Genomic DNA, 25,387 nt, shown 5'->3' with positions numbered 1-25,387 from the left:
AAGCGTGCCCCCGGGGACATCACCGCAGGGACGTGGCGCGCGGCAAAGGCGCGCCGTTGAATGGCAGACCGTCATTATAAGTGCGCGCACGCGCAGCGGCTTGGGCGGCCCGGGAGCCTCGCGCATCGGCGTGCGCATCGACCAGCTTCGGCTGGCGCGTCGGCTCCGACAGGACTTCCCCTTATAATCGAACGTTTCCGCATCCTTTTTTCGGCAGATTCCACCCATGAGCGACAGCACGCTAGCGAAAAGCTTCGAGCCCCAGACCATCGAGGCCCACTGGGGGCCCGAATGGGAGCGTCGAGGCTACGCCGCCGCGACCTTCGAGCCCGGCCGCAAGAACTTCTCGATCCAGTTGCCGCCGCCCAACGTCACCGGCACGCTGCACATGGGGCACGCGTTCAACCAGACGATCATGGACGGCCTCGCGCGCTACCACCGCATGCTCGGCGAAAACACGCTGTGGGTGCCGGGCACGGACCACGCGGGCATCGCCACGCAAATCGTGGTCGAGCGCCAGCTCGACGCGCAGAAGATCTCGCGCCACGACCTGGGCCGCGAGAAGTTCGTCGAGCGCGTGTGGGAATGGAAGCAGCAGTCGGGCTCGACCATCACGGGCCAGGTGCGGCGTCTGGGCGCCTCGATCGACTGGTCGCGCGAGTATTTCACGATGGACGACAAGATGTCGGCCGCCGTGCGCGACGTGTTCGTGAAGCTCTATGAACAGGGCCTGATCTACCGCGGCAAGCGCCTCGTGAACTGGGACCCGGTGCTGCTCACCGCCGTCTCGGACCTCGAAGTGGCGAGCGAAGAAGAAAACGGCAACCTGTGGCACCTGCGCTACCCGCTCGCGGACGGCTCGGCCACGCTGACGGTCGCCACGACGCGCCCGGAAACCATGCTCGGCGACACGGCCGTCATGGTGCACCCGGAAGACGAGCGCTATGCGCACCTGATCGGCAAGATGGTCAAGCTGCCGCTCACCGACCGCGAAATTCCGGTGATCGCCGACGAATACGTGGACCGCGAGTTCGGCACGGGCGTCGTGAAGGTCACGCCCGCGCACGATTTCAACGACTACCAGGTGGGCCTGCGCCACGGCCTGCCGATGATCGAGATCCTCACGCTCGACGCGAAGATCAACGACAACGCGCCTGAAAAATACCGCGGTCTCGACCGCTTCGAGGCGCGCAAGCAGGTGGTGGCCGACTTCGAGGCGCTCGGTCTGCTCGACTCGGTCCAGCCGCACAAGCTCATGGTGCCGCGCGGCGACCGCACGGGCGTGGTGATCGAGCCGATGCTCACGGACCAGTGGTTCGTGGCGATGACGAAGTCCGCGCCCGAGGGCACCTTCAACCCCGGCAAGTCGATCACCGAGACCTCGCTCGACGTGGTGCGTAGCGGCCAGATCAAGTTCGTGCCGGAAAACTGGACGACCACCTACTACCAGTGGCTCGAGAACATCCAGGACTGGTGCATCTCGCGCCAGCTCTGGTGGGGCCACCAGATTCCCGCGTGGTACGGCGAGAATGGCGAGATCTTCGTCGCGAAGAACGAGGAAGACGCGCGCGCACAGGCCGACGCCAAGGGCTACAAGGGCGCACTGAAGCGCGACGAAGACGTGCTCGACACGTGGTTCTCGTCGGCGCTCGTGCCGTTCTCGTCGCTCGGCTGGCCTGCGGATACGCCTGAACTGAAGGCCTTCCTGCCCTCTTCCGTGCTTGTTACCGGCTTCGACATCATCTTCTTCTGGGTGGCGCGCATGGTCATGATGACCACGCACTTCACCGGCAAGGTGCCGTTCGACACGGTGTACGTGCACGGCCTCGTGCGCGACGCCGAAGGCCAGAAGATGTCGAAGAGCAAGGGCAACACGCTCGACCCGATCGATATCGTCGACGGCATCGCGCTCGAAGCCCTCGTGGCCAAGCGCACCACCGGCCTCATGAATCCGAAGCAGGCCGCGACCATCGAAAAGAAGACGCGCAAGGAGTTCCCGGACGGCATTCCCGCGTTCGGCACCGACGCGCTGCGCTTCACGATGGCTTCCATGGCCACGCTCGGCCGCAACGTGAACTTCGACCTCGCGCGCTGCGAGGGCTATCGCAACTTCTGCAACAAGCTCTGGAACGCCACGCGCTTCGTGCTGATGAACTGCGAAGGCCACGACTGCGGCTTCAGCAAGCCGGGCGACTGCCAGCCGGGCGATTGCGGCCCCGGCGGCTACACGGACTTCTCGCAGGCCGACCGCTGGATCGTCTCGCTCCTGCAACGCGTGGAAGCCGAAGTCGCGAAGGGCTTCGCGGACTATCGCTTCGACAACGTGGCCAACGCCATATACAAGTTCGTCTGGGACGAATACTGTGACTGGTATCTGGAACTGGCGAAGGTGCAGATCCAGACGGGTACGCCCGAGCAGCAGCGCGCCACGCGCCGCACGTTGCTGCGCGTGCTGGAGACGGTACTGCGCCTGGCTCACCCGGTGATTCCGTTCATCACCGAAGCACTGTGGCAGAAGGTGGCGCCGCTCACTGACGCGTACCCGCAAGGTGCCGCGGAAGGCGAGGCATCGATCATGATGCAGCGCTACCCGGTCGCAGAAACGAAGAAGATCGACGAAGCCGCTGAGCAGTGGGCCGCCGACCTGAAGGCCGTGATCGACGCATGCCGCAACCTGCGTGGCGAAATGGGCCTCTCGCCCGCCACCAAGGTGCCGCTGCTCGCCACGGGCAACGCCGAACGCCTCGCGACGTTCGCGCCGTATGCGCAGGCGCTTGCCAGGCTTTCGGAGGTCCAGATCATCGCCGACGAAGCCGCGCTCGACGCCGCCTCGGCGGGCGCGCCAGTTGCTATCGTAGGGACGGACAAGCTCGTGCTGAAGGTGGAGATCGATGTCGCCGCCGAACGCGAACGCCTGTCGAAGGAAATCGCCCGACTCGCCAACGAGGTGACGAAGTGCAAGGCGAAGCTAGGAAATGACAGTTTTGTAGCAAAAGCACCGCCCGCAGTCGTTGAGCAGGAGCAGAAAAGACTGGCAGAATACCAGGCAACGCTGGACAAGCTGACCGCGCAACTCACGCGGTTGCCGGCCTGAGCGCCATATCGGCCAAAGGCTGTAACGCGTGACGCCGCACCCGCGGCGTCGCACGAGCACCAGGACAGGGACTAAAGACATGCTGAAAGTGACAAAAGCGGTATTCCCGGTAGCGGGCCTAGGCACGCGCTTCCTTCCGGCGACGAAAGCCAGCCCGAAGGAAATGCTGCCCGTGGTCGACAAGCCGCTCATTCAGTACGCGGTCGAAGAAGCCGTGGCTGCGGGCATCACGGAAATGATCTTCGTGACCGGGCGCAGCAAGCGCGCGATCGAGGACCATTTCGACAAGTCGTACGAGATCGAGGCCGAACTCGAAGCGCGCGGCAAGGCGAAGCTGCTCGAACTGGTGCGCAACATCAAGCCGAACAACGTCGACTGCTTCTATGTGCGTCAGCCCGAGGCGCTCGGCTTGGGCCACGCCGTGCTGTGTGCGGAAAAGCTCGTGGGCGACAACCCGTTCGCCGTGATTCTCGCGGACGACTTGCTCTACGGCACGCCGCCCGTCATGCAGCAGATGGTCGAAGTGTTCGACCACTACCATAGCTCGGTGCTCGGCGTGGAAGAGATCCCGCCCTCGGAAACGCGCTCGTACGGCATTGTCGACGGCAAGGAGTGGGAAGACTCGATCGTCAAGCTCTCGGGCATCGTCGAAAAGCCGGCGCCCGAAGTCGCGCCGTCGAACCTCGGCGTGGTTGGCCGCTACGTGCTCAAGCCGCGCATTTTCGAGCATCTGAAGTCGATCAAGCCCGGCGCGGGCGGCGAACTGCAGCTCACCGACGCGATCCAGTCGCTGCTCGCCGACGAGCAGGTGCTCGCGTACAAGTATCACGGCACGCGTTTCGACTGCGGCAGCAAGCTCGGCTATCTGAAGGCGACGGTTGAGTTCGCGCTGCGTCACCCGGAAGTCGGCGCGGATTTCGACGAGTATCTGCGTACGCGCAAGCCGGTGCTGGAAGGCTAGGCGCCCCCGGCTAAATCCGGACCCATCCTGCACGAACAAAAATGGCCCGCATTCTCATGCGGGCCATTCTTTCATCTGCTTCGGCGCTCGGCGTTTAGCGCCGGCGCATCAGAAACACGAACGTCTCTTCCTGCTTCGAGCTTTCCACGATCTCGTTGCCCGTTTGCTTCGCGAACGCGGCGAAATCGCGCTGCGAACCGGGGTCGGTCGCGAGGACCTTGAGGATCTGGCCGCTTTCCATGTCGGCGAGCGCCTTCTTGGCGCGCAGGATCGGCAGCGGGCAGTTCAGCCCGCGCGCATCCACTTCCTTGTGAACCTGAATCTGCATCGGGGTTGGATCCTTCGGTGACGCACCGTCGCGGCGTGAGACGGCGCTGGCAATAGCGTCGATTTTACCGCAGCTACGCCAGCCGCCGCTTGGCCCCTGATCGCAGCCTGGCTTACAGCGTGACCGCCGCCCCCGTATGCAGCGATTCGCGCAGCGCCTGGCCGATGCGCGTGGCCTCCAGCGCGTCTTCGAGCGTCGCGCAGAGGCTGCCCTTCTCCGCTGTACCCGCCTTGCGCGCCGCGACTTCCGCGACGAACGCCTGCGCCTCGATCAGGAACGCCTCTTCGAAACGGTCGAAGAACGTAGGCGTGCAAACGCTGCGCACCCCCGTCGCGTCGTAGACATCGACGCGATTCGCGCGCGGGATGCGCCCGATCGCAAGCGCGCCCGCCGTGCCGATCACCTCGCTCGACGTGTCGTTGCCATGCGCCATCGTGCGCGAAGCGTAGAACATCGCGAGACGCCCGTCCTCGAACTCGCAGATCGCAACGCCGTTATCCACGTCGCCCGCTTCGCGCAGGCCTTCATGCAGCGCGATCGCGCCAGCCGCGTAGACACGCGTGGCGCGCGGCTTGCCGAGCAGCCAGCGTGCAACATCGATGTCGTGCACCGTGCAGTCGAGGAAAATGCCGCCCGAGGTGGGCGCGAAGCGCACGAAAAAACCTTCGGGATCGTTGAGATCGCAAGTCTGCGAGCGCACGAGAAACGGCCTGCCGATCGCACCGGCCTGCACTTTTGCGTAGGCGTCCTGATAACTCGGGTCGAAGCGGCGCATGAAACCGATGGTGACCTGCCTGTCCGGATGGCGGCGCGACACGTTCACCACGCGCTCGCATTCGGCCACATCGAGCGAAAGCGGCTTCTCGCAAAACACATGCTTGCCCGCTTCGAGCGCCTGCACGATTTGCTCCGCGTGCAAAGCCGAGGGCGTGACGAGCCACACCGCATCGACCGATTGATCCGCCAGCAGGTCTGCGTATTCGCCATACAGGCGCGCGGCGGGCAGCGCCTCGCGCGCCCACGCGAGATCCGCTTCGAGCGGACTGCACGCTGCCGCGAGCGTCGCGCCCGGCACGCGAAACGCCAGGTTCTGCGCATGCCGCCGGCCCAGCCTCCCCAGTCCCGCCACGCCCACGCGCAACGGCTGGGCACGATCGATTGCCTGCATTCCTCGTCTCCTTGCTTGATCCACGCTTGATCGCTGCCTGATCCGCTTCAGTCGCCCAGCTTGACCACACGCCCCTCGCGCCACGACAGCGAGGCGGCTTCGGCCAGTTCCAGCGCCTTCAGGCCGTCGGCGACCGATGTGCGCACCGGCACGCCCTGCGTCACCGCTTCGTGAAAATGCGCCATTTCGCGCGCGTAGGCCGCGCGATAGCGTTCGAGGAAGAAGGCCTCGGGCACGTCCTGCGCCACGGCGGTCTTCGACCACGCCACCACTTCGGTCGGCTTCATGTTGCCGGCCTGCAGCATGCCTTCGCTGCCGAGCACCTCGAAGCGCTGGTCGTAGCCATAAGCCGCGCGCCGCGCCGTGTTGATCTGGCAAAGGCGCCCACGCTTCGTGCGGATCGTCACCGCCGTCGAATCGATGTCGCCCGCATCGGCAATCGCCGGATCGGACAGGCAACTGCCCGTGGCGTGCACGGTCAGCGCTTCGTCGTCGAGAATCCAGCGGAAGATGTCGAAGTCGTGGATCAGCATGTCCTTGAAAATGCCGCCCGAATGCTTGATGTATTCCACCGGCGGCGCACCCGGATCGCGGCTCGTGACGATCAGCATTTCCGGCGTGCCGATCTCGCCTGCGTCGAGGCGCGTCTTGAGCGCGGCGAACGTGGGATCGTAGCGACGCTGGAAGCCGATCATGGCCACGACACCCGCGCGCTGAACCGCTTCTGCGCAGGCGCGCGCACGCTCGACGGTCAGATCGACAGGCTTTTCGCAAAAGATATGCTTGCCCGCCGCTGCCGATTTCAGGATCAGTTCGGAGTGCGTATCGGTGCTCGAACAGATCACCGTGGCGCCGATAGAAGCGTCGCCGAACGCGGCGTCCACATCGACAACCTCTGCGCCATGCTGCGCGGCCAGCGCGGCGGCGGCGGCGCGATTCACATCGATCACGTACTTCAGACGCACGCCCGGCTGGCGCGCGAGATTGCCCGCATGAATGCGGCCGATGCGCCCCGCGCCGAATACCGCCACATCCAACGTTTTCGTGGCTCCGCTTGCTGCACTAGTCATCGTATCCTCCGGTGTCGGTCGATTCTTCCACGTTGAGTTCGAGCCGGTACGCAAGCGCAATGAAGAGCGCCTGGCACAGGCAGAAAGTGCTGGTGAGCGAGCGGAACGCGAAGGCGCTCCCCTCTTTCACATAGAGTTGCGCGTTCGCGTGGCGCGCGAGCGGCGAAAGTTGGCTATCGGTGATGACGAGCGTTTTGGCGTGGTGCTGCTGCGCCACGCGCAGGCAGTACTGCGTCTCTTTGCCATACGGTGCGAAGCTGATGGCGATCACCACGTCGCCCTTCTTCACACTGCGGATCTGCTCGTGGTACATGCCGCCGAGCCCCGAGACGAGATGCACGCGTTTGCGCGTGTGCTGCAAGGCATAGACGATATAGCTGGCCACCGGAAACGAGCGGCGCACGCCGATCACGTAGATGTTGTCCGCCTGCTCGAGCATCTTCACGGCCTCGTCGAACTGCGCTCCGTCGAGCCCCGCTTCGAGTTCGTCGAGCCCGCTGCGGCACGCGCCGATGAACTCGCGCGCCACGGCGCCCCCCATGTCCGGGCTCGTCTCGCCCTCCTTGGCGTCGATCAGCTGGCGAATGCGCTGCTGATAGCTCGTGGCAGAGGCGCCCTGGCCCGCATACGCCTGCCGGAAAACCGCCTGCAGATCGGAGAAGCCCGAGAACCCGAAGCGCTGCGCAAAGCGCACCACCGCCGAGGGATGCACGCCACAGCTCGCGGCAATGTCGCTCGTGCGGTCCATCATCACGCTCGCGCGGTGCTGTTCGATGTAGGTCGCGATGCTTTTCAGCTGACGCGGCAGCGCCTCGTAATCCTGCGCGATGCGCTGCATCAATTCGTCTACGCCCGCTACGGCGTCGGTTGTGTCATCCGCCATGATCGTTTTCCTTCGCTGATTGCCGCATTGCCGCAAAGCCTTATCCGGCTTGCATTCCACGCCATGCCGACGGAGCCGATTATAGGCAGCGTGTCACACGAATGGAACAGATTTTCCATTTTTATTTGCAATGAAATTTTCGTTGCAAGTCGCGAGGCGATGTCCTAATCTTGTCGATGAGCGCGGCAGTTGGTCCATTCGGTCCATGTAGCAAGCGGCAAGTAAAAAGCGCGGCTGCGACGCTCACCCCAAGAACGAACGACAGACCGAGAAAGGTGGAGACAATGACTCAACGCAAGGGCAAGACCATGCTCCGAAAGTTGGCCGCAGTGCTCGCGCTGGCAGCGGGACTGACCGGTGCGAGCGTGCTCAGCGCGCAAACCGCGCAAGCCGCCGACGCGCATTTCGTGCTGATCAGCCACGCGCCCGATTCCGACTCGTGGTGGAACACGATCAAGAACGCCATCAAGCAGGCCGACGACGACTGGAACGTCGAAACCGACTATCGCAATCCGCCCAACGGCGACATCGCCGACATGTCGCGCCTGATCGAACAGGCCGCCGCGCGCAACTACGACGGCGTGATCGTCACCATTGCCGACTACGACGTGCTCAAGAGTTCCATCGGCAAGGTCACGCAAAAGAAGATCCCGCTCGTGACGATCAACTCGGGCACCGAGGAACAGAGCGAGAAACTCGGCGCGATCATGCACGTGGGTCAGCCTGAATATGTGGCGGGCAAAGCAGCCGGCGAAAAAGCCAAGGCTGCGGGCGTGAAGTCGTTCCTGTGCGTGAACCACTTCGCCACCAACGCCGTGTCGTTCGAACGCTGCCGCGGCTTTGCCGATGCGCTCGGCGTGGACTACAAGACCTCGACGATCGACTCGGGCCAGGACCCGACAGAAATCCAGTCGAAGGTGAGCGCGTATCTGCGCAACCATCCGAACACGGGCGCGATCCTCACGCTCGGCCCGGTGCCGGCCGCCGCCACGCTCAAGGCCATCGACCAGATGGGCCTCGCGGGCAAGATCTACTTCTGCACGTTCGACTTTTCGGATGACATTGCCAAGGCGATCCGCGCGGGCACCATCCAGTTCGCGATCGACCAGCAACCGTACCTGCAGGGCTATATCCCCGTGGCCGTGCTCGCGATCGTGAAGAAGGAGCACACCACGGACCCGCAGAAGATCCGCCAGATTCTCGAAGCGAATCCGAAGTTCAAGCAGCGCCTTGAAACGTATGGCCTGCAACCCTCGTACGGCCCGAAGAATATCCGCTCGGGTCCGGGTTTCATCACCAAGGAGAATGTCGACAAGGTTGTGAAGTACGCAGGTCAGTACCGCTAAGCTTTTTCGTCAGCCACGCGCGGCGGCGGCTAGCATCTTCCGATGCCCATCGCCTCTCGCCAGCCTCGCCGCGCGCCATTCACCGTGTTGCTTCTACTGCAAGGCAGTTGCTTGTGGGGAATGCGCTCGGGCATTTGAGCCAATGCAGGTGCGAATGCGCCTCACACGGCCGAAAGCCGTGCATAGGACTCGAGTCACGCGCTAAAGCGCCAACTCGGGTCGATACAGGAGACATCATGGGTGTAGCCGGCAAACACTTCCCCTCGCACGCTCAGGAGAGCGGCGCGCAAGACGCGCCCACGCCGCAGCCAGGCGCCAGCGACGAACGCGTGCGCCGCGAATCGTGGTTCGGCCATCTGCTCGGCCGCCCCGAATTCGCCGCGATTTCCGGCACCGTGCTGGTCTTCGCCGTCTTCGCGATCGGCGCGGGCGGCTCGGGCATGTTCGATCTCGACGGCGTGATGAACTGGTCCCAGGTCGCCGCTTACCTCGGTATCCTGAGCGTCGGCGCCTGTCTGCTCATGATCGCCGGCGAGTTCGACCTTTCCATCGGCTCGATGATCGGCTTCGCCGGCATGATGGTGGCGATCCCCACGATGTATTTCCACTGGCCCATCGCGCTTTCCATTCTGTTCGCGTTCGTGGGCTGCACCGCGCTCGGCGCGCTGAACGGCTACCTCGTGATGCGCACGCGGCTGCCCTCGTTCATCGTCACGCTCGCGTTCCTCTTCATCCTGCGCGGCCTGACCCTCGCGCTCTCGATCATGTTCGCCGACCGCACGATCGTCTCGGGCGTGGGCGACGTGGCGAAATCCGACTTCATCACCAACCTGCTCTTTCACGGCACGGCGTTCAAGGGCCTGTTCGTGGGACTCGCGCATATCGGCATCGGCAAGATGCTCGATAACGGCCAGCCGCTCGTGCCGGGCGTGCCGAAAGTCATTCTCTGGTGGTTCGCGCTCGTGGCCATCGGCGCATTCGTGCTCGCCAAGACGCGCTACGGCAACTGGATTCTCGCCGTGGGCGGCGACTCCAACGCTGCAAAGAACGTAGGCGTGCCCGTGAAGCGCGTGAAGATCTCGCTCTTCATGCTCACCGCGTTCTGCTCGTGCCTCTTCGCCGTGCTGCAAGTGTGCGACATCGGCTCGGCCGCCGCCGACCGCGGTCTTCAGAAGGAGTTCGAAGCAATCATCGCCGCGGTGATCGGCGGCACGCTGCTCACGGGCGGATATGGCTCGGTGATCGGTGCGGCATTCGGCGCGCTCATCTTCGGCGTCGTGCAGATCGGCATCACTTACACGAACATCGATTCGGACTGGTTCCGCGTGTTCCTCGGTGTGATGCTGCTCATTGCCGTGCTCTTCAATCACTATGTGCGCCGCCGCGTCGCGCAATCGTAAGCCGGAGGCTCAAATGTCCGATACCACCAACACCGCCAGCGACGACACGATTCTCGCGCTCGAGAACGTCAGCAAGTACTTCGGCAAGGTCATTGCGCTCAACGGCGTCACGCTGCGCCTCAAACGCGGCGAGGTGCACTGCCTGCTCGGCGACAACGGCGCGGGCAAGTCCACGCTCATCAAGACACTCGCCGGCGTGCACCAGCCAACTTCCGGCCAGTATTTCGTGGACGGCAAGCCCGTGGCGTTCGATTCGCCCAAGGACGCGCTAGACCTCGGCATCGCCACCGTCTACCAGGATCTCGCGCTCGTGCCGCTGCTCTCGGTCGCGCGCAACTTCTTCATGGGCCGCGAGCCACAGAAGAAGCTGTTCGGCTTCATCAACGTGATGGATCTCGATGCGAGCGCAACGATCGCGAAGGATCGTCTCGCCGGCATGGGCATCAATGTGCGCGACCCGCATCAGGCCATCGGCACGATGTCGGGCGGCGAGAAGCAGTGTCTCGCCATCGCGCGCGCCATTCACTTCGGTGCGCGTGTGCTGATTCTCGACGAGCCGACCGCGGCGCTCGGCGTGAAGCAGAGCTTCAATGTGCTCAAGCTGATCCATGCGGCGCGCGCGAAGGGTATTTCGGTGATCTTCATCACTCACAACGTGCACCACGCCTACCCGATTGGCGACTCGTTCACGCTGCTCAATCGCGGGCGGTCGCTCGGCACCTACACGAAGGACACCATCAGCAAGAACGAAGTGCTCGACATGATGGCGGGCGGCGCAGAGATGCAGAAGATGATCGCCGAGCTCGACGGCGCGACCATCTGATCGCGCCCGCACGGCACAGCACTCAACAGGAATACACATGGCCCTGACTCATTCAACCCCGCCCCGTTCCACCCCAAGCCGCTTCGCCGCCGGGCGCAGCCGCGACATCGTCTGCCTTGGCCGCCTGGGTGTCGATCTCTACGCGCAGCAAGTGGGCGCGCGGCTCGAAGACGTCTCCACGTTCGCGAAGTACCTGGGCGGCTCCTCGGCGAACATCGCCTTCGGCTGCGCGCGTCTTGGCCTGAAGTCGGCCATGCTCACGCGCGTGGGCGACGACCACATGGGGCGCTTTCTCGTCGAAACGCTCGCGAAGGAAGGCTGCGACACGAGCCACGTGCGAGTGGACCACGAACGCCTCACGGCGCTCGTGGTGCTGGGCCTGAAAGACCGCGACACGTTCCCGCTCATTTTCTATCGCGAGAACTGCGCCGACATGGCCGTCGATTCGGGCGACTTCGACGAAGCCTTCATCGCTTCATCGAAAGCGCTGTTGATCACCGGCACGCACTTCTCGACTGAACAGGTAAACCGCACGAGCCTCACCGCGCTCGACTACGCGCGCCGCAACAACGTACGCACCGTGCTCGATATCGACTACCGGCCCGTGCTGTGGGGTCTCACGGGCAAGGCCGACGGCGAGACGCGCTTCGTCGCGAGCGAAGGCGTGAGCGCGCATTTGCAGCGCATCTTGCCGCATTTCGATCTCGTGATCGGCACCGAAGAAGAGTTCCGCATCGCGGGCGGCAAGGAAACGCTCGTCGATGCGCTCAAGCGCGTGCGCGAAGTCACGGATGCGACGCTGCTCGTCAAGCGCGGGCCGCTGGGCTGCCAGATCGTGGAAGGCGCCGTGCCTGCTTCGATGGACGATCTGCCGATGCAGCGCGGCGTGGAAGTCGAAGTGCTCAACGTGCTTGGCGCGGGCGACGCGTTCGCCTCCGGCTTCCTCTCGGGCTGGCTGCGCGACGCATCGCTCGCAGACTGCGCGCGCACGGCCAATGCATGCGGCGCCCTCGTCGTCTCGCGACACGGCTGCGCGCCCGCCATGCCTACGCCGGTCGAACTCGATTACTTCCTGCGTGAAGCCGCCGCCGACCCCGTGCGCATGCGCCGACCCGACCGCGACGCGACGCTTGCGCGCCTGCATCGCGTGACCCCCGCGCGCAAGCGGCACGATGAAGTGCTCGGTTTCGCGTTCGATCATCGCAACCAGTTCTTCGATCTTGCTCAGCAGACCGGCGTCAGCGAAGCGCGCATTTCCTATCTGAAGAATCTCTTCGTCGAGGCGGTGGCGCAAACTGAACGCTCGCTCGGTCTGCAAGGACGCATCGGTGTCCTGATCGATGACCGCTACGGCCAGGACGCGCTCAACGCCGCGACCGGCCGCGGCTGGTGGATCGGCCGCCCGGTCGAGCTGCCGGGGTCCGTGCCGCTCGTGTTCGATCACGGCCGCTCGATCGGCACGACGCTCGCCTCATGGCCCATCGACCACACGGTGAAGTGTCTCGTGCAGTTCCATCCCGACGAGCCGATCGAACAGCGTCTCGAACAGGAAGCGCAGCTGCGCGCGCTTTACGACGCCACCCAGGCAAGCGGCCACGAACTGCTGCTCGAAGTGATTCCGCCGAAGCTTAACGGCAAGCCGAATGCGCCCGACACGGTCTATCGCGCGCTCAAGCGGCTCTACAACATCGGCCTCTATCCGGAGTGGTGGAAGCTCGAACCGACGGGCGCCGCGCAATGGCGCGACATCGACGCGCTGATCGCCGAGCGCGACCCGTATTGTCGCGGCGTCGTGCTGCTCGGGCTCTCCGCGCCGATCGACCAGCTTGTGGAAGGCTTCCGCGCGGCGGCCGCTTCGAACACCTGCCGAGGCTTCACGGTGGGCCGCTCGATCTTCTATGAGCCGAGCCTCGCCTGGTTGGCAGGCGAGATCGGCGACGACGAAGTGATTGCGCGCGCACGCCGAGCATTCGAAACGCTGATCGGTGCATGGCGTTCCGCGCGCGCCGAAGCGGACGGCACGCACGCCAACCATGAGGAGAAGGCGGCATGAACCAACGCATCGCTCCTGGCGAATACGCCTCGCAAGAAAGCGCGCAGCACGCGAGCACCGTGCGGCTTACGGCGGCTCAGGCGCTCGTGCGCTATCTCGCCGCCCAGCGCGTGGCGAGCGAGGACGGCTCGGGCCGCACCGAACCGCTATTCGGCGGCGTGTTCGCGATCTTCGGTCACGGCAATGTGGCGGGTATCGGCGAGGCGCTGTATCAGCATCGGCACGAATTGCCTACGCTGCGCGCGCACAACGAACAGGCCATGGCGCACAGCGCGATCGCCTATGCCAAGGCGCATTTCCGGCGCCGCATGATGGCAGTGACGACGTCGATCGGCCCGGGCGCGACGAATCTCGTCACCGCCGCAGCGCTCGCGCACGTGAATCGCCTGCCCGTGCTGCTGTTGCCCGGCGACATCTTCGTATCGCGCGAGCCCGATCCGGTGTTGCAACAGATCGAGGACCTGCACGACGGCGGCGTTTCCGCCAACGACGCGCTCAAGCCCGTATCGCGCTACTTCGACCGCATCGTGCATCCCGCGCAGTTGCTCACGGCGCTGCCGCGCGCGTTGCGCGTGCTCACCGACGCCGCGCTGTGCGGCCCGGTCACGCTCGCCCTGCCGCAGGACGTGCAGGCGATGGCGTGGGACTATCCGGCGAGCTTCTTCACGCCGCGTCTTGTGACGTTCCACGCGCCCGCGCCCATTCAGACCGAGATCGACGCGGCGCTCACTCAGCTGCATCGCGCGAAGCGTCCGCTGATCGTGGCGGGCGGCGGCGTGCTCTATTCGCGCGCCTCGCACGCCTTGCAGACGCTCGCCGCCTCGCGTGGCATTCCCGTGGCGGAAACCCAGGCGGGCAAGGGCTCGCTCGCATGGGACGATCCGCTCAACGTCGGCGCGCTGGGCGTGACGGGCTCGCCCGCCGCCAACGAACTCGCGCGCGACGCCGACTGCGTGCTCGCCGTGGGCACGCGTTTGCAGGACTTCACGACCGGCTCGAACTCGCTCTTCGCCAATGCGCATGTGATCGGCGTGAACGCCAATGCCTTCGACGCGCTCAAGCACGACGGCCTCGCCGTGCGGGCGGACGCGCGCCAGGCGCTCGCCGCGCTCAACGACGAGCTGATCAACTGGCGCGCCGACGCGAACTGGACCGCTCACGCACAGCGCCTGGCCAACGAATGGCGTGCGAGCGTCGAGCGCCTGACGCACGCGCCGCAGGAACGCAACTGCCTGCCCTACGACGCCGATGTGATCGGCGCCGTGCAGCGCTCGTCGAGCCGTTCGTACACCGAAGATATCGTCGTCTGCGCGGCCGGCACGCTGCCTGCCGAATTGCACAAACTGTGGCGCGCGGGCCAGCCCGGCGCCTATCACGTCGAATACGGCTATTCGTGCATGGGCTACGAGATTGCGGGGGGCCTCGGTGCGAAGCTCGCGCGGCCCGATCGCGAAGTCATCGTCATGGTGGGCGACGGCAGCTATTTGATGATGAACAGCGAGATCGCCACCTCGGTCATGCTGGGCGCGAAACTCATCATCGTCGTGCTCGACAACCGCGGCTACGGCTGTATCAACCGGCTGCAGCAGGCATGCGGCGGCGCGCCGTTCAACAACCTGTTCGACGACTGCGCGCAAGGACCGCTCGGCGCGCCGCGCATCGACTTCGCCTCGCATGCGCGCTCGCTCGGCGCGCAGGCCGAACACGTGGCGAACGTCGCGGAACTCGAAGCGGCGCTGCAACGCGCGCGCGCTTCGTCGCGCACTTATGTGGTCTGCATCGACACTGACCCCGCGCGCACGACCGAGGAAGGCGGCTGGTGGTGGGAGGTCGCGGTGCCCGAGGTATCCGCGCGCGCTGCCGTACGCGAGGCGCGCGAGCGCTATGAGGAACATGTCGCCGAACGCGGTGGTCGCGCGCAAGCGGCCGAACCTGACGAAAGCGCGGCCGACGGCGACGACGAACCCGGCAACGCATAACGCGTTTGACGATACAGACATCCAGGAGCGCACATGAGCGCATTTGAAGTACGCATCGGCATCAATCCGCTGTCGTGGATGAACGACGACCTGCCCTCGCTCGGCGGCGAGACGCCCCTCTCGCAGGCGCTGACCGAGGGCCGCGAGATCGGCTACGAGGGCTTCGAGCTCGGCAACAAGTTTCCGCGCGAGCCGCAGGCGCTGGGGGCGCTCCTCGCGCAATACGATCTTTCGCTCGTCTCCGGCTGGTATTCGGGCATGCTCGCGCGGCGCAGCGTGGAGGAAGAGATTGCCGCTGTCGACAAGCATCTGGACCTGCTCGCGCAGAACGGCGCAACGGTGATGGTCTACGGCGAGGTCGCCGATTCGATTCAGGGCGCGCCGCGCCCGCTGTATCAACGGCCGCGCTTTTTCAGCGACAAGCAGTGGGACGAATACGCCGCGCGCGTGGACGCCTTCGCGCGCCACACGCTCTCGCGCGGCGTGCGGCTCGCGTACCATCACCACATGGGGGCGTATGTCGAAACGCCCGCCGATGTCGACAAGCTCATGGCGCGCACGAGCGACGCAGTGGGCCTGCTGTTCGACGCGGGCCACATGACGTTCGCGGGCGGCGACCCGGTTGCCGAACTCGACAAGCACATTGCACGCGTATGCCATGTGCACTGCAAGGACGTGCGCCCTGCCGTCATGAAGCTCGCGCGCAACCGCAACTGGAGCTTTCTCGACGCCGTGCTGGCCGGCGCGTTCACCGTGCCGGGCGACGGCGCCGTCGATTTCCCCGCGATCGTCGCGCGCCTGAAGCGCCACGGCTATCGCGGCTGGCTCGTCGTCGAAGCCGAGCAGGACCCCGTGATCGCACCGTCTTACGAGTATGCGCAGAAGGGTTACCGCACGTTGCGCACGCTCGTCGATGCTACGGATACCCAATCGAAGGAGGCAGCATGACTCTGCTGGTCAAGGCCGCGCGCGAAGGCCAGACGATCGCGCGCGTCACGCCCGATACCGCGGGCTGGCGCTATGTCGGCTTCGCCGCCTATCGGCTCGAGGCGGATGAAGTCGTCTACGTATCCGAGCCCGATCGCGAGAGCTGCATCGTCGTGCTCTCGGGTGCGGTCGATATCGACGCGGGCGGCGAGCGCTGGTCGAGCCTCGGCTCGCGCGATAGTGTGTTCGAAGACGCCGCGCCGTATGCGCTCTACGTGCCGCCCGGCGTGAAAGCGACCGTGCGCGCGAAACGCAACGCCGAAGTGGGCGTAGCGAGTGCGCCCGCCAAAGGCACGCTGCCGGTACGCCTCATCGAGCCCGCGCAGATGAAACGCTCCACGCGCGGCAAGGGCGCGAATACGCGTTACGTATGCGATATCCTGCCGCAAGACGCCCCCGCGGAATCGCTGCTCGTGGTCGAAGTGCGCACGCCATCGGGCCACTCGTCGAGCTACCCGCCGCACAAGCACGACGCCGACCGTTTGCCGCAGGAAAGCGCGCTCGAGGAAACCTACTATCACCGGCTCAATCCGCCGCAGGGTTTCGCGTTCCAGCGCGTGTACACCGACGCGCGCGATCTGGACGAAACAATGGCCGTGGAAAATCACGACGTCGTGATGGTGCCGCGCGGCTATCACCCCGTGGTCGTGCCGTATGGCTACGACTCGTACTACCTGAACGTGATGGCGGGCCCGACGCGCGAATGGCACTTCCACAACGACCCCGCGCACGAGTGGATCATCGAGCGCGACGCGAAATGATGCGCCAATCAAAAACGCCGCGTGTCGAACCACGCGGCGTTTTTCGTTGTGCCTGCAACGAACTGCAAGCGCCTCAAGCCAACCGGAATTTCCCCACGAGACGCTTGAGCACCTTCGCCTGATCGTCGAGCGATTGCGCCGCGGCGGTCGCCTCTTCCACGAGCGCCGCATTCTGTTGCGTGCCGGCGTCCATTTGCGTGACCGCACGGCTGATTTCCTCGATGCCCGAGCGCTGCTCGCGCGAAGCCGCCGAAATCTCGCCGATGATGTCGTTCACGCGCCGCACGGCCTTCACGACTTCGTCCATCGTCGAGCCCGCGTCTTGCGCCAGCGTCGAGCCATTCGACACGCGCTCGACCGACGCGCCGATCAGCGCCTTGATCTCCTTGGCCGCCGCCGCGCTGCGCTGCGCGAGGCTGCGCACCTCGCCCGCCACCACGGCGAAGCCGCGCCCGTCCTCGCCCGCGCGCGCCGCCTCCACGGCCGCGTTGAGCGCGAGAATGTTGGTCTGGAACGCAATGCCCTCGATCACGCCGATGATGTCGGCAATGCTCTTCGCGCTGTCGTTGATCTCCTGCATGGTCGCAACCACACGGCTCACGACCGAGCCGCCCTTCTCCGCGATGGCCGAGGCGTTGCCCGCGAGCGTGCTGGCCTGCTCTGCGTTCTCAGCGTTCAGGCGCACCGTGGACGTGAGTTGCTCCATGCTGCTCGCCGTGCGTTCGAGCGCCATGGCCTGTTCTTCGGTGCGGCGCGACAGATCGAGGTTGCCCGTCGAGATTTCGCCCGAGGCGGAGGCGATCGCCTCGGCGCTCGCGGCGATCTCGGACACCGTGGTCGAGAGGCCTTTTTGCATGTCGCGCAGCGCGCCCAGCATGCTCGCCGCGTCGCGTGCGTGAACCGATACGGGCTGTGCGAGATCGCCGGCCGCGATGCGGGCCGCGATGGCCTTGGCGTGCGCCGGTTCGCCGCCCAGTTGCCGCGCGATGCGCCGCACGACCCATTCGCTCACGAAGAACGCGAGCACGAACATGGCCACCGTCGCCACGGCCATCATCACGAACGACGACTTGAAGATGAACTCGGCATTGCCGATCGTGGCTTTCGCGGCCGTGCCGCGCTGCGCGACGAGGTCGTTGACGAGCGTTTCGAGCTTGCCGGTCTCGACGAGCAGCGACACGTCCTGCGTGCCCACCTGCCAGCTCATCTGCGAGAGATCGAGCGGCTGCTGCTTCACGAGCGTCACGAAGTCGCGCAGATGACCGCTCCACGTCGTGGTCGCATCGGCGAGCTTCTTTTGCAGCGCGAGCGCGTCGCCGCCCTGCTCCTGCGCGTATTGCTGCAACTGGCCGATGCCGCGCTCCAGCGCGCCGAGATCCTTGTCGATGTCCTGGCCCAGTTCGTCGCGCTCGCGCGCCGTGGTCGCCGTAAGCAGCATCTTCTGGGCGCGGCTCGCGCGCAGCACATGACCGCGCGCTTCCTCGGCGGCGCGGCTCGCGACGTAGCCCTGCTCGTAGATCGATTGCGTCGAGCCGTTGAGGCGGCTGATTTGCGCGAGCGAAACGGCGCCGATGGCGAGCGTGCCGATCAGCACGAGCGCGAAGGCGAGGCGCAGCGTGGCCTTCACGGAAAGCCGCGAACTGCGCGTTGCGCCGGTGAATCCACCCTTGTGCTGCTGCGCGTTCGCCGCGCTGCCTGCCGGATCCTGCGGCACGAAGCCTGCGTGCCTGCCGCCTTGCGTTACTGCTTTCATTTTGGTCTCCAGCATTGTTGTTCGACGTAGCGCCACCGTTCGTGATGTGCGTTACGCCTCAACTCCGGTCTACGGCACGCCGTCGCGCAATCTTTACCCCGCCTTTTAACCCTGCGGCGCGCGGTGCGGCTCGTCTTCCGGCCCCGTATTGCGCACCTCGTGGGCGCGCACATCGGCGGTTTATACATGGCCAAAATGAAACGCCAAAAATCCCGCATCAATTTCGAGTATGGGCTCCAGCCCCTTGCGGCATTGGGCCGCAGGGCAACGGTGCCCGTCCGTGGCCGATTCTCGACAAATCTTGTCCGTACAGTTCGAGCAAGACACATTACACTGCGCTCATAACTCTTATACATGTCCTTTCATGCCGTCGCCGCTGCCCGCCTGGAGTGGTGCCCGCTGAATACTCTCTGCTGCTACTGAAAACATGGAAACCAGTCTCGACAAGCGCGCCCTGCCGGGCGGCGCCGCGGGTTCGTCCGCGGCCGCTTCCGCCCCCGCCGCGGGCGCGGTGCAACGCACCGTCTACTCGGTGCTCGGTGCGATCAGCTTCTCGCACCTGCTCAACGACATGATCCAGTCGCTGATCCTCGCCATCTACCCGATGCTCAAGGACAACTTCTCGCTGTCGTTCACGCAGATCGGCCTCATCACCCTCACCTACCAGATCACGGCGTCGATGTTGCAGCCGCTCGTGGGCGTGTTCACCGACAAGCGGCCGTTGCCGTATTCGCTGCCCGTCGGCATGGGCTTTACGCTCTGCGGCCTGCTGCTGATGTCGGTTGCACCGACTTTCGGCGTGCTGCTCGTGGCTGCCGCGCTGGTGGGTTGCGGCTCGTCGGTGTTCCATCCGGAATCGTCGCGCGTGGCGCGCATGGCGTCGGGCGGGCGTCACGGCCTCGCCCAGTCGCTCTTTCAGGTGGGCGGCAACGCGGGCACGTCGCTCGGGCCGCTGCTCGCCGCCGCGATCGTCATTCCGCATGGCCAGCGCAGCATCGCGTGGTTCTCGGTGGCGGCGCTCGTCGGCATGGTCGTGCTCACGCAGATCGGCCGCTGGTACAAGGCTCACCCTGCGATGAAAAAGAAGCGCGCCGAGGTGCCGCACGTCGTGCTGTCGCGCGGTCGCGTGGCGGGCGCCATGGCCGTGCTCGTGCTGCTCGTGTTCTCGAAGTACTTCTACCTCGCGAGCATCAACAGCTACTTCACGTTCTATCTGATCGACCGCTTCCACCTCTCCGTGCAGGCCGCGCAGATCCATCTGTTCGTGTTCCTCGCCGCCGTTGCCGCCGGCACGATCATCGGCGGTCCGGTGGGTGACCGCATCGGCCGCAAGTACGTGATCTGGGGCTCGATTCTCGGCGTGGCGCCCTTCACGCTGCTGCTGCCCTACGCCAACCTGTTCTGGACCGGCGTGCTCACGGTCATCATCGGCGTGGTGCTGGCCTCGGCGTTCTCGGCCATCCTCGTGTATGCCCAGGAGCTGATTCCGGGCAAGGTGGGCATGGTTGCGGGTCTGTTCTTCGGCTTTGCGTTTGGCCTGGGCGGGATCGGCGCAGCGGTGCTCGGCCAGTTGGCGGACGCCACCAGCATCGCCTTCGTCTACAAGGTCTGCTCGTTCCTGCCGCTCATCGGCATCCTCACCGTCCTGCTGCCCGACGTGGAAGGCAAGCGCGCGAAAAAGGCAGCGTAAGCGCGGCAGCACGCTTCATCGCTCGGCAAAACGGCCGGACGCCCCTCAGGGCGCCGGCCGTTGTTCTTTGTGCGGCTGCACACGCTTTGACTCGACGCGACTTCGTACTAGGCTTGTGGTTGGCCGCCGCCCGCCAGCCGTGTCCTGCGAATGCGGCGCTTTCGAGACGCCCGAGCACGAGGTCCGTCATGCAACTGTCCACGGTAGAGATCGAAAAGCCCGAAGCCACCAACTTCATCCTCGGCCAGACCCACTTCATCAAGTCCGTCGAGGATCTGCACGAGGCGCTTTATGGCACGGTGCCGGGCATCCAGTTCGGCCTCGCGTTTTGTGAGGCGTCCGGCAAGCGGCTCGTGCGGCGCTCGGGCACGCAGGACGCGCTCATCGAGATGGCGACGCAAAACGCGCTGCGCATCGCCGCCGGTCACTGTTTCATCGTCTTTCTCGGCGACGGCTTTTTCCCCATCAACGTGCTCAACACGATCAAGGCCGTGCCCGAGGTCTGTCGCATCTTCTGCGCCACGGCGAACCCGACTCAGGTGCTGATTGCGGAAACCGATCAAGGGCGAGGCATCGTCGGCGTGGTGGACGGCATGCCGCCGCTCGGCGTCGAAGCCGAGGACGACGTGCGCTGGCGCAAGGAACTGCTACGCGCGATCGGCTACAAGGCCTGAGCGTCCATGGCAACGCTGCGCGAGGCAATCGAGCGGCAGACGGCGCTCGCGCTCGCGTGCGGCGCGCTGCACCCCATCGAGACCGCGCATACCTTCATCGACGATGGCGGCATGCGTTTCTATGTGCGCGTGGCCGGGAATCTTGCGCGCAAGGAGGCAGCGCGGCTCACGCCGCAGACTGTGGTTGCGTCTGGTTCGCAACCGCCGCGCGATCCGTTTTTGCCGTACGAGCCCGATCTCTTCGTTGGCGATCTGACGCCCACGCACGTCGCGCTGCTCAACAAGTTCAACGTGATCGACCAGCACCTGCTGATCGTGACGCGTCGCTACGAGCCGCAGGAAGCGGTGCTCGACGCGGCGGACTTCACGGCGCTGATCGCGGCGCTGCGCGAGATCGACGGTCTCGCGTTCTACAACGGCGGCGCGGCCGCAGGCGCGAGCCAGCCGCACAAACATCTGCAGATGGTGCCGCTGCCGCTCGCGGGCGAGGGGCCTCATGTGACGCCCCTCGAAGCCTTGCTCGGCAGCGCACAGACGGTTCACGGCGCACGTCCCATCGCGATCGTGCCAGGGCTTGCGTTTCGCCATGCGTTCGCGCGCCTCGATCTCGGCCGCGGCAAGGGCATCACCGACGATGCTGTGCACGTCGCGCTCGACTGCTATCGCGCGCTGCTCGATGCAGCGGGCGTACCTGCCATCGATGTAGGCGGCGTCGCGCATCAGGGCGCGCCTTACAACCTGCTCGTCACGCGCCAATGGATGCTGGTCGTGCCACGCACAGCGGAATGCGTCGAGGGTATCTCGGTGAACTCGCTCGGCTTTGCAGGTTCGTTCTTCGTGCGCAACGCAGCGCAGCTGCAGACGCTCACGCAACTCGGCCCGATGACGGCGCTCGAACGCGTGAGCGTGGCACGCTAAGGTGCGCCAGGATGCGTTAGCGCTCGACAACGAGCGGCTCGAGCGCCGTGCGCAGCGCATCGGGCAATGCGCTCACGGGCCGGCGCGTCGCGCGATCGACGTAGACGTGCACGAAATGCCCCTGCGCCGCCGGCGCCTCCTCGCCTTCGCGAAAGAGGCCAACCTCATAGCGCACGCTCGACGAACCGAGCCGCGCCACCCGCAGCCCCGCCTCCACGCGCTCCGGAAACACGAGCGGCGCGAAGTAGTTGCACTGCGTTTCGACCACGAGCCCGATCGTCGTGCCGTGTTCGATGTCGAGCGCGCCCGCGCGGATCAGATACTCGTTCACCACGGTGTCGAAGTAGCTGTAGTAGACGACGTTGTTCACGTGGCCGTAGACATCGTTGTCCATCCAGCGCGTGCCGATCGGCAGGAAATGGCGATACCCGGAGCGGGCGACGGTGACGGGTCGGTTCATCAGCGTGATCCTGGGAAGGCGTAGCGGGAAAGCGTCGATCGTCGCGCGGCCATCACTGGCCCGGACGCTCGACGAACTCGAACGGCAGGCCGCGCCGGCGCATCCATTCGCCGAGCGCCTGGCCCGTGCCCGCGCGCCACGGCCGCAGTTTCGCGGGCTCGACGAGACGGTATTCGAGCAGCTCCGGCGAAAGCGCGATCGTGCCCGACGCCTTCACGTGATACGCGATGATGAGCTCGTTCTTGCGGATGAACTCATACACGCCAACCAGTTCGACGCTCTCGGCGCGCAATGCGGTCTCTTCAAGCACCTCGCGCGCGATGCCCTCTTCGGGTGTTTCGCCGTTTTCGAGAAAGCCAGTGATGAGCGCGAACATGCCTTCGGGCCAGGCGGCGTTGCGGGCGAGCAGAATGCGGCCCTCGTACTCGACGATCGCCGCCACGACGGGCAGCGGGTTGTTCCAGTGGACGTAGCCGCAGGCGTGGTCCGGGCAGGCGAGACGCACGCGGCCGCCTTCGTGGTCGGGATCGGCGCGCTCGGTCAGGCGCGTGGCGCAGCGCGGGCAAAACTGGTAGTCGCTCATGGGGAAAAGGCACGGGTCGATGGCGCTGCGAACCCGCTGCGCGGCCCGGCGGCCACGCTCGCGGCTCGCGCGAAAGCGTCCATTCTAGTGTGCTATCGGCGCGCGCGTGCGACCGCGCAAAAACGGCGCGATATCGCGTTCCCGCGCGTTTTCACCGCCCAGCGCGACCTGAGGACCACACTAGCGCGCCGTCTCGCGCGTATGCCGGACCCGCCACACCAGCCCCGCCGCCCCGGCCAGAAGCGCACCCGCCGCGAGCCACAACGACGGCGAGAACGAGCCCGTCGACGCCGCGAGCGGCGCGGCCACGAGCGGCCCCGCGATCTGCCCGATGCCATAGGCAGCCGTCGCGTAGCCCATCAGGGCGGCTGCATGCTCGCCACGTAGAAGGCGCGCCTCGCGCATCGCGAAGAGCGTGATCGCCGTGAACGGCAAACCGATCAACACGCTGCCGAACGAGAAACCCGCAGCGTTGGGCCAGACAATGCCGAGCGCGATACCCACGGCCTGAAGCACGTAAGCGCCCGCCAACATCACGCGGTTGTCCCAGTGCAGCGGCAAACGCGCCGCCAGCAGTGCGCCAGCGATCAGCGCCGCACCGAACATCGGCCAGAACAGGTCGGGCCAGGCCGACCCGGGCAGCGCGTGGCGCGCGATCACAGGGAGGAACGTCGCCGTGATGATGTAGCCGAAGCCGGGCACGCCGTAGAGCAGCACGAGCCAGAACGCGTCGGTGCGGCGGCTTTCGTGGTCCTCGTGCGCGACGCTTGCCGTCGTGCTCGCGGCAGCGCGCGGCGCGAGTGCACGCATGTCCTCGCCAAACGTCGACCAGACGAGCGCGGCGAGCAGCGCGCTGATCAGCCCGAAGCCGATCCACCCCGTGCGCGCGCCGAGACCGCCTGCCGCGCTTACGAACAGCCCGGTCGCGATGATGCCGACGCCAGGACCGGTGTAGATCACGCCGCCCCACTCGTTCGCGCCCAGTTGCGCGAGCCGCCGCAAGCCCCACTGTGAGGCGAAGACGAAAGTCCACGCGCTCACTGCGCCCGCCACGAAGCGCACCGTGGCCCAGATCCAGAACTGCTGGGTGAGGCCCATCGCGAGCGTGAGGAGCACCGTGGCCACGAGACCCGCGCGCACGATCTTCGCGGGGGCCATGCGCAACGCGACGCAACTGATCGCGCCAACGAAGTAGCCCGCGTAGTTCAGCGATGCGAGCCAGCCGCCATGACGCAGGTCGAGTGCGCCGCCGTGCAGCATCAGCGGCAGAAGCGGCGTAAAGGCGAAACGCCCGACGCCCAGCGCGACAGCGAGGGTGACCATGCAGGCCAACGCCGCGCGGCGCCCGGCGTACGGGCGTGGCTCGGCAACGTGGACGGCGCCGGGGACGTAATCGTTCATGAGTTCAATGGGTTAAGCAACTGCCTGCCATCCTAGGTCATTCTATCGTTCACGAAAAATGAATTATCATGAATCGATGCATTCCGAGGAGAGAACTATGGATCTCGCCGAACTGGCGATTTTCCGGGCGGTCGTGCGGGAAAACGGCGTGACGCGGGCCGCCGCCAAGCTCAACCGCGTGCAGTCGAACGTGACCACGCGCATCAAGCAGCTCGAAGATCAGCTCGGCACGCCGCTCTTCACGCGCGAAGGCCGCCGCCTCATTCTCACGCCCGCTGGCGAAACCCTGCTGCCCTACGCCGAGCGTCTGCTGGCGCTCGCCGACGAAGCGCGCCATGCGTTGAAGGCCGGGCGCCCGGCGGGACGCCTGAGGCTCGGCACGATGGAGAGCGCTGCGGCAAGCCGACTGCCAGGCCTGCTTGCGCACTATCACCAGACGTGGCCCGAGGTCACGCTCGAACTGGAAACGGGCACAACTGGCACGCTGATCGAGCGTCTGCGCGAATACGAAATCGATGCCGCGCTGATCGCCACGCCGCTCGACGGCCTGCCGGACCCCGAGGTGTTCGACGTCGTGCCGGTCTATCGCGAGGAACTCGTGATGCTCACGCCGCGCGGCCACCGGCCAATCCGCCAGCCCGGCGACATCGCGCTCTCCACGCTCGTCGCGTTCGAGCGCGGCTGCGCGTATCGCGCCTATGTCGAGCGCTGGTATCTGGAGCACGGCATCCGGCCTTCACGCGTGCTGGAACTGGGCTCGTATCACGCGATCGTCGCGTGCGTGGCAGCAGGCGCGGGGGTGGCCGTCGCGCCGCGCTCGGTGCTCGAACTGCAACGCAGTGCCGACGAGGTCACCATGCATTCGCTTGGCCGGCTTGGCCAGATCGACACGCTGCTCGCCTGGCGGCGCGGCCACTTTTCGCCGGCGCTCGGCGCGTTGAAGGACGCGCTGATGGAGCATGCGCAACGCACAGGCTGTGCGGCGTCGCCATTAGCAGGCGAGGCTGCAGCCACGGCGGAAGGCCTTCACGCCATCTAAGCCGCGCGGAAAACAA

At 65.6% G+C, this 25,387-nt stretch carries 21 protein-coding genes; 13 read left to right on the top strand and 8 right to left on the bottom strand.

All coding sequences use genetic code 11. The annotated features are described in order from the left end of the window. Nucleotides 1-226: 226 nt before the first annotated feature. Entirely contained in the window at nt 227-3,094 is a 2,868-nt protein-coding gene (locus tag FAZ97_RS05045; RefSeq protein WP_158757468.1) for a valine--tRNA ligase, read from the top strand. A 79-nt stretch (nt 3,095-3,173) separates the two neighbouring features. Next, nucleotides 3,174-4,055 carry a UTP--glucose-1-phosphate uridylyltransferase GalU gene (gene galU / locus FAZ97_RS05040; RefSeq protein WP_028208043.1) on the top strand — a complete coding sequence of 294 codons (882 nt, stop codon included), beginning with the start codon at nt 3,174-3,176 and terminating at the stop codon, nt 4,053-4,055. A 94-nt stretch (nt 4,056-4,149) separates the two neighbouring features. On the opposite strand, the gene FAZ97_RS05035 is transcribed toward galU, so the two are convergent. From FAZ97_RS05035 to FAZ97_RS05020, 4 genes are all read right to left on the bottom strand, one after another. After that, nucleotides 4,150-4,377 (bottom strand): sulfurtransferase TusA family protein, encoded by a 228-nt coding sequence (locus FAZ97_RS05035; RefSeq protein WP_028214640.1) that lies wholly within the window; start codon nt 4,375-4,377, stop codon nt 4,150-4,152. A gap of 118 nt (nt 4,378-4,495) precedes the next feature. Then, complete coding sequence (locus tag FAZ97_RS05030) at nt 4,496-5,551, bottom strand: Gfo/Idh/MocA family oxidoreductase (RefSeq protein WP_158757467.1); 1,056 nt, start codon at nt 5,549-5,551, stop codon at nt 4,496-4,498. Nucleotides 5,552-5,598: 47 nt separating this feature from the next. Continuing rightward, entirely contained in the window at nt 5,599-6,621 is a 1,023-nt protein-coding gene (iolG, locus tag FAZ97_RS05025) for an inositol 2-dehydrogenase (protein WP_158757466.1), read from the bottom strand. Next, nucleotides 6,614-7,504 carry a MurR/RpiR family transcriptional regulator gene (locus FAZ97_RS05020; RefSeq protein WP_158757465.1) on the bottom strand — a complete coding sequence of 297 codons (891 nt, stop codon included), beginning with the start codon at nt 7,502-7,504 and terminating at the stop codon, nt 6,614-6,616. Before FAZ97_RS05020 ends, iolG begins: the two co-directional genes overlap by 8 nt. A 284-nt stretch (nt 7,505-7,788) precedes the next feature. Between FAZ97_RS05020 and FAZ97_RS05015 the strand changes: the two genes are divergently transcribed. The 7 genes from FAZ97_RS05015 (at nt 7,789) to iolB (ending at nt 16,853) form a co-directional block, all read left to right on the top strand. After that, the gene (locus tag FAZ97_RS05015; protein ID WP_158757464.1) at nt 7,789-8,850 is read left to right on the top strand and encodes a sugar ABC transporter substrate-binding protein; all 1,062 of its coding nucleotides are present in this window, start codon (nt 7,789-7,791) and stop codon (nt 8,848-8,850) included. A 236-nt stretch (nt 8,851-9,086) separates the two neighbouring features. After that, nucleotides 9,087-10,250: an ABC transporter permease gene (locus tag FAZ97_RS05010; protein ID WP_158757463.1), complete on the top strand. Its 1,164-nt coding sequence runs from the start codon at nt 9,087-9,089 to the stop codon at nt 10,248-10,250. 13 nt (nt 10,251-10,263) lie between these two features. Next, nucleotides 10,264-11,073, top strand: coding sequence for an ATP-binding cassette domain-containing protein (locus FAZ97_RS05005; protein ID WP_158757462.1), 810 nt, complete (start codon nt 10,264-10,266; stop codon nt 11,071-11,073). A 37-nt stretch (nt 11,074-11,110) separates the two neighbouring features. Continuing rightward, nucleotides 11,111-13,126 carry a bifunctional 5-dehydro-2-deoxygluconokinase/5-dehydro-2-deoxyphosphogluconate aldolase gene (locus FAZ97_RS05000; protein WP_158757461.1) on the top strand — a complete coding sequence of 672 codons (2,016 nt, stop codon included), beginning with the start codon at nt 11,111-11,113 and terminating at the stop codon, nt 13,124-13,126. Continuing rightward, a complete protein-coding gene (gene iolD, locus FAZ97_RS04995; protein ID WP_158757460.1) occupies nt 13,123-15,105 on the top strand; it encodes a 3D-(3,5/4)-trihydroxycyclohexane-1,2-dione acylhydrolase (decyclizing) in 1,983 nt (660 codons plus the stop codon). Before FAZ97_RS05000 ends, iolD begins: the two co-directional genes overlap by 4 nt. Nucleotides 15,106-15,138: 33 nt before the next feature. Beyond that, the gene (gene iolE / locus FAZ97_RS04990) at nt 15,139-16,053 is read left to right on the top strand and encodes a myo-inosose-2 dehydratase (protein WP_158757459.1); all 915 of its coding nucleotides are present in this window, start codon (nt 15,139-15,141) and stop codon (nt 16,051-16,053) included. Further along, complete coding sequence (gene iolB, locus FAZ97_RS04985) at nt 16,050-16,853, top strand: 5-deoxy-glucuronate isomerase (RefSeq protein ID WP_158757458.1); 804 nt, start codon at nt 16,050-16,052, stop codon at nt 16,851-16,853. Before iolE ends, iolB begins: the two co-directional genes overlap by 4 nt. Nucleotides 16,854-16,926: 73 nt before the next feature. Here the strand turns inward: iolB and FAZ97_RS04980 are convergent, their stop codons facing one another. Further along, nucleotides 16,927-18,606, bottom strand: coding sequence for a methyl-accepting chemotaxis protein (locus FAZ97_RS04980; RefSeq protein ID WP_158757457.1), 1,680 nt, complete (start codon nt 18,604-18,606; stop codon nt 16,927-16,929). A 427-nt stretch (nt 18,607-19,033) separates the two neighbouring features. Here FAZ97_RS04980 and FAZ97_RS04975 point away from each other — a divergent pair, with 427 nt between their 5' ends. From FAZ97_RS04975 to FAZ97_RS04965, 3 genes are all read left to right on the top strand, one after another. Further along, nucleotides 19,034-20,296 (top strand): MFS transporter, encoded by a 1,263-nt coding sequence (locus tag FAZ97_RS04975; RefSeq protein ID WP_158757456.1) that lies wholly within the window; start codon nt 19,034-19,036, stop codon nt 20,294-20,296. 188 nt (nt 20,297-20,484) lie between these two features. Then, complete coding sequence (locus FAZ97_RS04970) at nt 20,485-20,970, top strand: adenosine-specific kinase (protein ID WP_158757455.1); 486 nt, start codon at nt 20,485-20,487, stop codon at nt 20,968-20,970. Nucleotides 20,971-20,976: 6 nt separating this feature from the next. After that, the gene (locus tag FAZ97_RS04965) at nt 20,977-21,888 is read left to right on the top strand and encodes an ATP adenylyltransferase family protein (RefSeq protein ID WP_158757454.1); all 912 of its coding nucleotides are present in this window, start codon (nt 20,977-20,979) and stop codon (nt 21,886-21,888) included. A 16-nt stretch (nt 21,889-21,904) separates the two neighbouring features. On the opposite strand, the gene FAZ97_RS04960 is transcribed toward FAZ97_RS04965, so the two are convergent. The 3 genes from FAZ97_RS04960 to FAZ97_RS04950 all read right to left on the bottom strand — a co-directional run bounded on the left by FAZ97_RS04960 (nt 21,905) and on the right by FAZ97_RS04950 (nt 24,332). Then, nucleotides 21,905-22,348, bottom strand: a complete 444-nt coding sequence (locus tag FAZ97_RS04960; protein ID WP_158757453.1) for an acyl-CoA thioesterase — start codon at nt 22,346-22,348, stop codon at nt 21,905-21,907. Between the two features lie 52 nt (nt 22,349-22,400). Next, nucleotides 22,401-22,931, bottom strand: coding sequence for an NUDIX domain-containing protein (locus FAZ97_RS04955; RefSeq protein WP_158757452.1), 531 nt, complete (start codon nt 22,929-22,931; stop codon nt 22,401-22,403). A 180-nt stretch (nt 22,932-23,111) separates the two neighbouring features. After that, the gene (locus FAZ97_RS04950; protein WP_158757451.1) at nt 23,112-24,332 is read right to left on the bottom strand and encodes a YbfB/YjiJ family MFS transporter; all 1,221 of its coding nucleotides are present in this window, start codon (nt 24,330-24,332) and stop codon (nt 23,112-23,114) included. A gap of 97 nt (nt 24,333-24,429) precedes the next feature. On the opposite strand from FAZ97_RS04950, the gene FAZ97_RS04945 reads away from it, so the two are divergent. Continuing rightward, nucleotides 24,430-25,371 (top strand): LysR substrate-binding domain-containing protein, encoded by a 942-nt coding sequence (locus FAZ97_RS04945; RefSeq protein WP_158757450.1) that lies wholly within the window; start codon nt 24,430-24,432, stop codon nt 25,369-25,371. Nucleotides 25,372-25,387: the final 16 nt, after the last annotated feature.

It is taken from the genome of Paraburkholderia acidiphila (assembly GCF_009789655.1).
Classification (GTDB): Bacteria; Pseudomonadota; Gammaproteobacteria; order Burkholderiales; family Burkholderiaceae; genus Paraburkholderia; species Paraburkholderia acidiphila.
This window is presented reverse-complemented; position numbering and strand designations above follow the sequence as displayed.

Coding starts and splice junctions, on each gene's coding strand:
- FAZ97_RS05045 (WP_158757468.1), top strand. CDS start 227: ATGAGCGACAGCACGCTAGCGAAAAGCTTCGAGCCCCAGACCATCGAG.
- galU (WP_028208043.1), top strand. CDS start 3,174: ATGCTGAAAGTGACAAAAGCGGTATTCCCGGTAGCGGGCCTAGGCACG.
- FAZ97_RS05030 (WP_158757467.1), bottom strand. CDS start 5,551: ATGCAGGCAATCGATCGTGCCCAGCCGTTGCGCGTGGGCGTGGCGGGA.
- iolG (WP_158757466.1), bottom strand. CDS start 6,621: ATGACTAGTGCAGCAAGCGGAGCCACGAAAACGTTGGATGTGGCGGTA.
- FAZ97_RS05020 (WP_158757465.1), bottom strand. CDS start 7,504: ATGGCGGATGACACAACCGACGCCGTAGCGGGCGTAGACGAATTGATG.
- FAZ97_RS05015 (WP_158757464.1), top strand. CDS start 7,789: ATGACTCAACGCAAGGGCAAGACCATGCTCCGAAAGTTGGCCGCAGTG.
- FAZ97_RS05010 (WP_158757463.1), top strand. CDS start 9,087: ATGGGTGTAGCCGGCAAACACTTCCCCTCGCACGCTCAGGAGAGCGGC.
- FAZ97_RS05005 (WP_158757462.1), top strand. CDS start 10,264: ATGTCCGATACCACCAACACCGCCAGCGACGACACGATTCTCGCGCTC.
- FAZ97_RS05000 (WP_158757461.1), top strand. CDS start 11,111: ATGGCCCTGACTCATTCAACCCCGCCCCGTTCCACCCCAAGCCGCTTC.
- iolD (WP_158757460.1), top strand. CDS start 13,123: ATGAACCAACGCATCGCTCCTGGCGAATACGCCTCGCAAGAAAGCGCG.
- iolE (WP_158757459.1), top strand. CDS start 15,139: ATGAGCGCATTTGAAGTACGCATCGGCATCAATCCGCTGTCGTGGATG.
- iolB (WP_158757458.1), top strand. CDS start 16,050: ATGACTCTGCTGGTCAAGGCCGCGCGCGAAGGCCAGACGATCGCGCGC.
- FAZ97_RS04980 (WP_158757457.1), bottom strand. CDS start 18,606: ATGAAAGCAGTAACGCAAGGCGGCAGGCACGCAGGCTTCGTGCCGCAG.
- FAZ97_RS04975 (WP_158757456.1), top strand. CDS start 19,034: ATGGAAACCAGTCTCGACAAGCGCGCCCTGCCGGGCGGCGCCGCGGGT.
- FAZ97_RS04970 (WP_158757455.1), top strand. CDS start 20,485: ATGCAACTGTCCACGGTAGAGATCGAAAAGCCCGAAGCCACCAACTTC.
- FAZ97_RS04965 (WP_158757454.1), top strand. CDS start 20,977: ATGGCAACGCTGCGCGAGGCAATCGAGCGGCAGACGGCGCTCGCGCTC.
- FAZ97_RS04960 (WP_158757453.1), bottom strand. CDS start 22,348: ATGAACCGACCCGTCACCGTCGCCCGCTCCGGGTATCGCCATTTCCTG.
- FAZ97_RS04955 (WP_158757452.1), bottom strand. CDS start 22,931: ATGAGCGACTACCAGTTTTGCCCGCGCTGCGCCACGCGCCTGACCGAG.
- FAZ97_RS04950 (WP_158757451.1), bottom strand. CDS start 24,332: ATGAACGATTACGTCCCCGGCGCCGTCCACGTTGCCGAGCCACGCCCG.
- FAZ97_RS04945 (WP_158757450.1), top strand. CDS start 24,430: ATGGATCTCGCCGAACTGGCGATTTTCCGGGCGGTCGTGCGGGAAAAC.